Source organism: Streptomyces niveiscabiei, from assembly GCF_001419795.1.
Lineage (GTDB): Bacteria > Actinomycetota > Actinomycetes > Streptomycetales > Streptomycetaceae > Streptomyces > Streptomyces niveiscabiei.
On sequence record NZ_LIRL01000406.1, the window covers coordinates 1 to 7,085 of the forward strand.

General features: G+C 71.8%; 7 protein-coding genes. 3 read left to right on the forward strand and 4 right to left on the reverse strand.

Annotated elements, in window-relative coordinates; genetic code table 11:
* The first annotated feature begins 567 nt into the window (after nucleotides 1–567).
* Nucleotides 568–1,392 carry a polyprenol monophosphomannose synthase gene (locus AOK24_RS19955; protein ID WP_055721423.1) on the forward strand — a complete coding sequence of 275 codons (825 nt, stop codon included), beginning with the start codon at nucleotides 568–570 and terminating at the stop codon, nucleotides 1,390–1,392.
* A 93-nt stretch (nucleotides 1,393–1,485) separates the two neighbouring features.
* Complete coding sequence (gene fxsA, locus AOK24_RS19960) at nucleotides 1,486–2,046, forward strand: FxsA family membrane protein (RefSeq protein ID WP_055721424.1); 561 nt, start codon at nucleotides 1,486–1,488, stop codon at nucleotides 2,044–2,046.
* Between the two features lie 184 nt (nucleotides 2,047–2,230).
* Here the strand turns inward: fxsA and AOK24_RS19965 are convergent, their stop codons facing one another.
* The 4 genes from AOK24_RS19965 to yczE form a co-directional block, all read right to left on the reverse strand.
* On the reverse strand, nucleotides 2,231–2,605 hold the full coding sequence (locus tag AOK24_RS19965; RefSeq protein WP_010357981.1) for an RNA polymerase-binding protein RbpA: 375 nt from the start codon (nucleotides 2,603–2,605) through the stop codon (nucleotides 2,231–2,233).
* A gap of 266 nt (nucleotides 2,606–2,871) precedes the next feature.
* On the reverse strand, nucleotides 2,872–4,212 hold the full coding sequence (locus AOK24_RS19970) for an MFS transporter (RefSeq protein ID WP_055721425.1): 1,341 nt from the start codon (nucleotides 4,210–4,212) through the stop codon (nucleotides 2,872–2,874).
* A 38-nt stretch (nucleotides 4,213–4,250) separates the two neighbouring features.
* Nucleotides 4,251–5,018, reverse strand: a complete 768-nt coding sequence (locus AOK24_RS19975) for a glycerophosphodiester phosphodiesterase family protein (protein WP_055721426.1) — start codon at nucleotides 5,016–5,018, stop codon at nucleotides 4,251–4,253.
* Nucleotides 5,015–5,677 (reverse strand): membrane protein YczE, encoded by a 663-nt coding sequence (yczE, locus tag AOK24_RS19980; protein ID WP_055721427.1) that lies wholly within the window; start codon nucleotides 5,675–5,677, stop codon nucleotides 5,015–5,017. Before yczE ends, AOK24_RS19975 begins: the two co-directional genes overlap by 4 nt.
* 99 nt (nucleotides 5,678–5,776) lie before the next feature.
* Between yczE and AOK24_RS19985 the strand changes: the two genes are divergently transcribed.
* Nucleotides 5,777–7,085, forward strand: a 1,309-nt coding sequence (locus tag AOK24_RS19985; protein ID WP_055721428.1) for an SCO1417 family PLP biosynthesis transcription factor, incomplete at its 3' end; no start/stop codon positions are given.

The window sequence follows — 7,085 nt, forward strand, 5'->3', positions numbered from 1 at the left end:
TATAAGGGACAGCCCCAGGATCACCCGTCTGCGCGGGCTACCCGCACGGCGGCCTCCTCCCCTCTGACCAGCGCGTTGAGGAGAGAAGCGCAGGTGGCGCGGGTGTTGACAGTGGGCGGCGGGGGACCGGTAGGTTCGGCCGAGTCCACTGCCGGACGCCCCTTCGGAGAACCTCCGGGACTCGCCGCGGCGCCACTGGGTCAGGGACGGTGCACTGCCGAGGGCACCGCCACTGGGAGCCAGGCCCAGCGCTCGCACAGCGGCGACGGAACGTTCCGCCGAACGGGGAGGTGCGACCCGGGTGGGGCCCGGCGTTCAGTAGACAACGGCTTTCGGTCGACCCGCAGCCAGCGGGCCCCTGGTCGGCCCGAAGGGCGCCGGGCCTCCACCCGCAGAGTTCACCTCGCGCATCCTCGTCGTACACCGCGAAGTCGGGGAGCGGGGCGGGCGAACGTGCAGTCTTACCCCACTCTTGGGGATTCGACACCACTGTAAGCATGATCCGGCATGTCGCCGCAGACAGCGGCCACTATGGTGGTCCCCTGCGTACGACTTGAAGGGGTAGCGGTGAACGACGGCGACGGGACCTCGGCACAGGACCGCGAACGGCGGTTCGGCCCGCTGGGCGAGACCTTGGTGATCATTCCGACCTACAACGAGGCGGAGAACATCAAGCGCATCGTCGGCCGGGTCCGCGAGTCGGTCCCCGAGGCCCACATCCTCGTGGCGGACGACAACAGCCCCGACGGCACCGGAAAGCTCGCGGACGAGCTGGCGGCCGAGGACGACCACGTCCACGTGATGCACCGCAAGGGCAAGGAGGGCCTCGGCGCCGCCTACCTCGCGGGCTTCCGCTGGGGCATGGAGCACGACTACGGCGTCCTGGTCGAGATGGACGCGGACGGCTCCCACCAGCCCGAGGAACTGCCCCGCCTGCTGACCGCGCTGAAGAGCGCCGACCTGGTCCTCGGCTCCCGCTGGGTGCCCGGCGGCCGGGTGGTGAACTGGCCGAAGTCCCGCGAGTTCATCTCCCGCGGCGGCAGCTTCTACTCCCGCCTCGCGCTCGACCTCTCGCTGCGCGACATCACCGGCGGCTACCGGGCCTTCCGCCGCGAGACCCTCGAAGGGCTCGGCCTCGACGAGGTCGCCTCCCAGGGGTACTGCTTCCAGGTCGACCTGGCCCGCCGCGCGGTGAAGGCCGGGTTCCACGTCGTCGAGGTCCCCATCACGTTCGTCGAGCGCGAACTCGGCGACTCGAAGATGAGCCGGGACATCATGGTCGAGGCGCTGTGGCGGGTCACGGCGTGGGGCGCCTCGGAGCGGGTCGGTAAGCTGACCGGCAAGGGCGACAAGCCGACGCCCGCGCGCCCGGTGGAGGGGCAGCAGCCGTAGCCGCTGGTGTGTGTGGCGGGGCGGTGGAGCCGTACAGCTTGGGCTGATCATGCCCTTATGCCGCTCTGAGCCCCTTCCAGGCACACTGGACGTATGACTGGCGCATCGACCCCCACGTCCTCCGTACGGCCCCCGCGCTCCCGCCTGCGGACGTTCCTGCCGCTCGGGATCGCGGCCTGGCTGGTGCTGGAGATCTGGCTGCTGACCGTGGTGGCGAAGGCGGCGAGCGGTTTCGTCGTCTTCCTGCTGCTGGTGGCCGGGATCGTCCTGGGCGCGGCGGTCATCAAACGCGCGGGCCGCAGGGCGTTCCGCGCCCTGAACGAGGCCCTCCAGCGAGGCGGCTCCCCCGCGGAGTCCGGCGGCGGGAACGGCTTCATGATGCTGGGCGGCCTCTTCCTGATGCTCCCCGGCCTGATCTCCGACGCCCTGGGCCTCCTCCTGCTGATCCCCCCGGTCCAGAAGGCCCTGTCGGCCTACGCGGAGCGCACCGTGACCCGCAGACTGAGCGCCACCACCCCCGGCACCCTGGGCGACGCCTTCCAGCAGGCCCGCATCCACCGCCCCGACGGCAAGGTCGTCCAGGGCGAGGTGATCAGGGAGGACGGCACGAAGCCGGACACCCCGAGGGACGAGCGCCCGCCGCTGACGTACTGAGCTTTTGGCACAACACCGAGCCGGCCGGCGCTGAACTTCTCAGCACCGGCCGGCTCGGTCGTTTCCGCACCGACCGGGGAACCGGCAGCCGAAAGACCGCGGGCGCCGTACGCAAACCTCACGTACGGCGCCCGCGGTCATCGAAATCAACGCATGCTGAAAAGCCGGCCCGAGCCTCGCAGGGCTACGCCGACTTGCGGCTGTCCCGAGGATGCACCGCAAGGTTCATCGCCCCGGACCGCAGCACGGCCAGACGCTCCTCAAGAACCTCTTCGAGTTCCTCGCGGGTGCGCCGCTCCATCAGCATGTCCCAATGCGTACGCGCGGGCTTGGCCTTCTTCTCCTCAGGGCCGTCGCCGTCCACGAGGAGTGCCTGGGCTCCGCAGACCTTGCACTCCCACTCCGGCGGGATCTCCGCCTCGACCGAGAAGGGCATCTCGAACCGGTGCCCCTTCTCGCATGCGTACTCCACGGCCTGGCGCGGGGCCAGGTCGATGCCGCGGTCCGTCTCGTAGCTGGTCACCACGAGGCGCGTGCCGCGAAGAGCTCGCTCACTCATGAATCGTGCCTCCCGGGCTTGTCGCCCACAGGACAGGTGTCGCTGTCGTCGTCATCCGGTCAACGTCCGGTCGGCGGTAAAGATTCCCGTTCCGGGTCATGCGTCGCCGTCGTAGCCGCAGCCTTCTCAATCAGTGCAGTACCCACCAGCGCCCGCTTTGTCACATCTGTTCAGAGATGCAACCCAGCGTTTCGGCATCTTTGACGCGCAGTAACGGTACGCCTGGCAGGCCAAACGCGTACACTACCGCCCTTTCGCCCTGAGCGCTAAATCTTCTCGGGTACGGGATTTCCCGCGTCGCGGATCGCCCGCTCCACCGGGACCCTCGCGAGCAGCACGAACCCGAGGGCGAAGAAGGCCACGAGGGAGACGATCGCGTCCCGGTAGCTACCGGTCAGTTGGTAGGTGACGCCGAAGAGCAGCGGGCCCAGCCAGCTCATCCCGCGGTCGCTCATCTCGTACGCGGAGAAGTACTCGGCCTCCTTCCCAGGCGGCACCAGATGGGAGAAGAGCGAGCGCGAGAGGGCCTGGCTGCCGCCGAGAACCATCCCGATGGCGGCGGCCAGCAGGAAGAACCCCGCCGGGTTCCCGGCGGGCAGGAAGTAGCCCGCGCCCAGGGTGAGCGTCCAGGCGGCCAGCGAGCCGAGAATCGTCCGCTTGGCGCCGTACGTCCGGGCGAGCCGGCCCATCCCGAGGGCGCCCGCGACCGCGAGCACCTGCACCAGCAGGACGGCCCCGATGAGCGTGGACTGGCTCAGGCCCAGCTCCTCGGAGCCGTACACGGACGCCTGGGAGATCACCGTCTGGATGCCGTCGTTGTAGATCAGATAGGCCAGCAGGAAGGCGAGGGTCAGCCGGTGGCGGCGCATGTCGCGGATCGTCGCCGCGAACTGCCTCAGACCCGGCGAGGACGCGCCCGCGCGCGGGGCCGAGGGCCGGTCGCGCAGCCGCAGCAGGGGGATCAGCGTGAACCCGCCCCACCACAGGCCCGCCGAGGCGAGACAGATCCGTACGGCCGTCGACTCGGACACCCCGAACGAGTCGTGCGCCAGATACAGCACCAGGTCGACGATCAGGACGATCGACCCGGCCGCGTACCCGAACGCCCACCCGCGCGAGGAGACCGCGTCGCGCTCCTCGGGGCCGGCGATCTGGGGCAGGTAGGCGTTGTAGAGCATCATCGACACGGCCTGGGAGGCGTTCGCGACGATCAGCAGCAGCCCGCCCAGCAGATAGCGGTCGCCGTCCAGGAAGAACATCCCCAGGGTGGCCGCTGCGCCGGTGTACGCCGTGATCCCCAGGAGCGGCTTCTTGCGGCCCGAGCGGTCGGCCGCCGCGCCCACCAGGGGCATCAGGACGACGGCCACGATCACCGACAGGGACACCGAGTACGCGAAGAACGACCCCGCGCGCACGGGCACGCCCAGCGGATGGACGTACCCGCCGGCGTCGGCCGCGTTCTCGGCCACCGATGTCAGATAGGGGCCCAGGAACACCGTGAGGACGCTCGTCGAGTAGACCGAGCACGCCCAGTCGTAGAAGTACCAGCCGCGCTGTTCGCGCCGCCGGTCCGTGGTGTCGGCCACCAGGGTGCCGGTGCTCCCCACCCGTGCCTCGCTTCCCCGTGGGACCGCCGCGCGGGGGCTCAGGCCCAGACGCCCCGCTCCTGCATGACCTCGCGCAGCGTGTCGATGTGATCGGTCATGATGCCATCCACGCCGAGGTCCAGAAGCCGGTGCATGCGGCCGGGTTCGTTCACCGTCCACACGTGGACCTGGAGCCCGCGCGCGTGCGCGAGGCGCACGAAGCGCCGGTCCACCACCTGGATGCCCGACTGCGCCTCCGGCACCTGCGCGGCGATCGCCGTACGACGCAGGGCCGCAGGCACGCCCCAGGACCGCAGCCGCAGGTTCAGCACCCCCCGGGTGCCGTACGAGGTGGCCAGGCGCGGGCCCGCCAGGCGCTGGGCGCGGATCACGCGGGCCTCGGAGAAGGAGCCGACGCAGACGCGGTCCCAGGCGTTCGCGCGGGCGATCAGGTTGAGCAGCGGGTGCATCGCGGGCTCGGCCTTGATGTCGACGTTCCAGCGGACCTCCGGGAACGTCTCCAGCAGCTCCTCGAAGAGCGGTACGGGCTCCTCGCCGCGCACGCGCGCGCGTGCGACGTCCTTCCACAGCAGGTCGGCGATCCGTCCGGCGCCGTCGGTGACCCGGTCGAGCGTGGAGTCGTGGAAGGCGACCAGCTTGCCGTCGCGCGTGGCGTGCACGTCCGTCTCGATGTACCGGTAGCCCAGCTCCACCGCGCGCCGGAACTGCGCCACGGTGTTCTCCAGGCCGTCCGCGGCCCCGCCGCGGTGCGCGAACGGGATGGGCCCCGGGTGGTCGAGGTACGGGTGGCGTATCAGCGTGGTCACCGCGGCAGTATGGCCCCCTCCGGTGTCCCGGTGGCAACGGCCGCGCTGCCGCGCGGTGCCGGCGCGACGGCGAACACCTTCAGGAACACCTGCGCCAGCGGCCCGATCGCCAGCGCGTACAGCACCGTCCCGGCCCCGAGCGTCCCGCCCAGCGCGAACCCGGTCACCACCACGGCCACCTCGACCGCCGTCCGCATCAGCCGGATCGAGCGGCCGGTACGCCGGTGCAGCCCCGTCATCAGCCCGTCCCGCGGCCCCGGCCCGAACGCCGCCGCGATGTACAGCCCGGTCGCCACGCCGTTCAGGACGATCGCGGCGGCCATCAGCGGGACGCGTACGGCGAGGCCGTGCGCGTCGGGGACGAGAGCGAGGGTGGCGTCCATCGCGAGGCCGATCGCGAAGACGTTGGAGACCGTGCCGAGCCCCGGACGCTGGCGCAGCGGGATCCACAGCAGCAGCACCAGCGCGCCCACGACGATGGCGACCTCGCCGATCGTCAGCCCGGTCAGCTCCGCGAGCCCCTGGTGGAGCACGCCCCACGGCTCCAGACCGAGCCCCGCGCGGACCAGGAGCGCCGAGCTGACGCCGTACAGCGCCAGCCCGACGTAGAGCTGTACGAGACGGCGTCCCAGACGGTGACGCGTGACCGAGGCGGACAAGGGGACCCCCTGGTAGTGAAAGTGGACTGGTGTCTGTCACTCTGTTGGGGGGATGCGTGACGCATCCAGGGCCAATTCGGGGAAGGTGGACTGATCTGTATGGCGCAGTGGACCTCGGCGGTGGGGCCCGCGCAACTCGCGCGGCTGCTGACGTCCCAGCAGGAGCGTCCGGCCGGGCCCGGCACCCGCCGCCCGCCCGCCTACCGCGCGCTCGCCGACGGCGTACGCCTCCTCGTCCTGGAGGGCCGCGTCCCGGTCGCCGCGCGCCTGCCCGCCGAACGCGAACTGGCCCTCGCGCTGTCCGTGAGCCGTACGACCGTCGCGGCGGCCTACGAGGCGCTGCGCGCGGAAGGGTTCCTGGAGTCGCGGCGCGGGGCCGGCAGCTGGACCGTCGTTCCCGCCGGCAACCCCCTGCCCGCGCGCGGGCTCGAACCGCTCGCCCCCGAGGACCTCGGGTCGATGATCGACCTGGGCTGCGCGGCCCTGCCCGCGCCCGAGCCGTGGCTCACCCGCGCCGTCCAGGGCGCCCTGGAGGAACTGCCGCCGTACGCGCACACGCACGGCGACTACCCGGCGGGCCTGCCCGCCCTGCGCGCGATGATCGCCGAGCGGTACACCGCGCGCGGGATCCCCACCATGCCCGAGCAGATCATGGTGACGACCGGCGCGATGGGCGCCATCGACGCGATCTGCCACCTTTTCGGCGGGCGCGGCGAGCGGATCGCCGTCGAGTCGCCGTCGTACGCCAACATCCTCCAGCTCATGCGGGAGGCGGGCGCGCGGCTGGTGCCCGTCGCGATGGCCGAGGGGCTCGCCGGGTGGGACATGGACCGCTGGCGGCAGGTCCTCAGGGAGGCCGCCCCGCGCATCGCCTACGTCGTCGCCGACTTCCACAACCCCACCGGCGCCCTCGCCGACGACGACCAGCGGCGCCGGCTCGTGGAGGCCGCCCGGTCCGCGGGTACGGTGCTGGTCGCCGACGAGACGATGACCGAGCTGTGGCTCGACGAGGACGTCGCGATGCCGCGCCCCGTCTGCGGGTTCGACCCCGCCGGGTCGACCGTGATCACCGTCGGCTCGGCCAGCAAGGCGTTCTGGGCCGGGATGCGCATCGGCTGGGTCCGCGCCGCCCCCGACGTCATCCGCAGCCTCGTCGCCGCGCGCGCGTACGCCGACCTCGGTACGCCGGTCCTGGAGCAGCTCGCCGTCAACTGGCTCTTCTCCACCGGCGGCTGGGCGCAGGCCGTCGAACTGCGGCGCGCCCAGGCCCGCGAGAACCGCGATGCCCTCGTCACCGCCCTGCGCGCCGAGCTGCCCGCCTGGGAGTTCTCGGTGCCCCGGGGCGGGCTGACCCTCTGGGTGCGCGCCGGGGGGCTGTCCGGGTCGCGGATCGCCGAGGCGGGCGAGC

Bases quoted from the DNA above. Each gene is read 5' to 3' on its own strand.
- fxsA (WP_055721424.1), top strand. From the start codon at position 1,486: ATGACTGGCGCATCGACCCCCACGTCCTCCGTACGGCCCCCGCGCTCC.
- AOK24_RS19965 (WP_010357981.1), bottom strand. From the start codon at position 2,605: ATGAGTGAGCGAGCTCTTCGCGGCACGCGCCTCGTGGTGACCAGCTAC.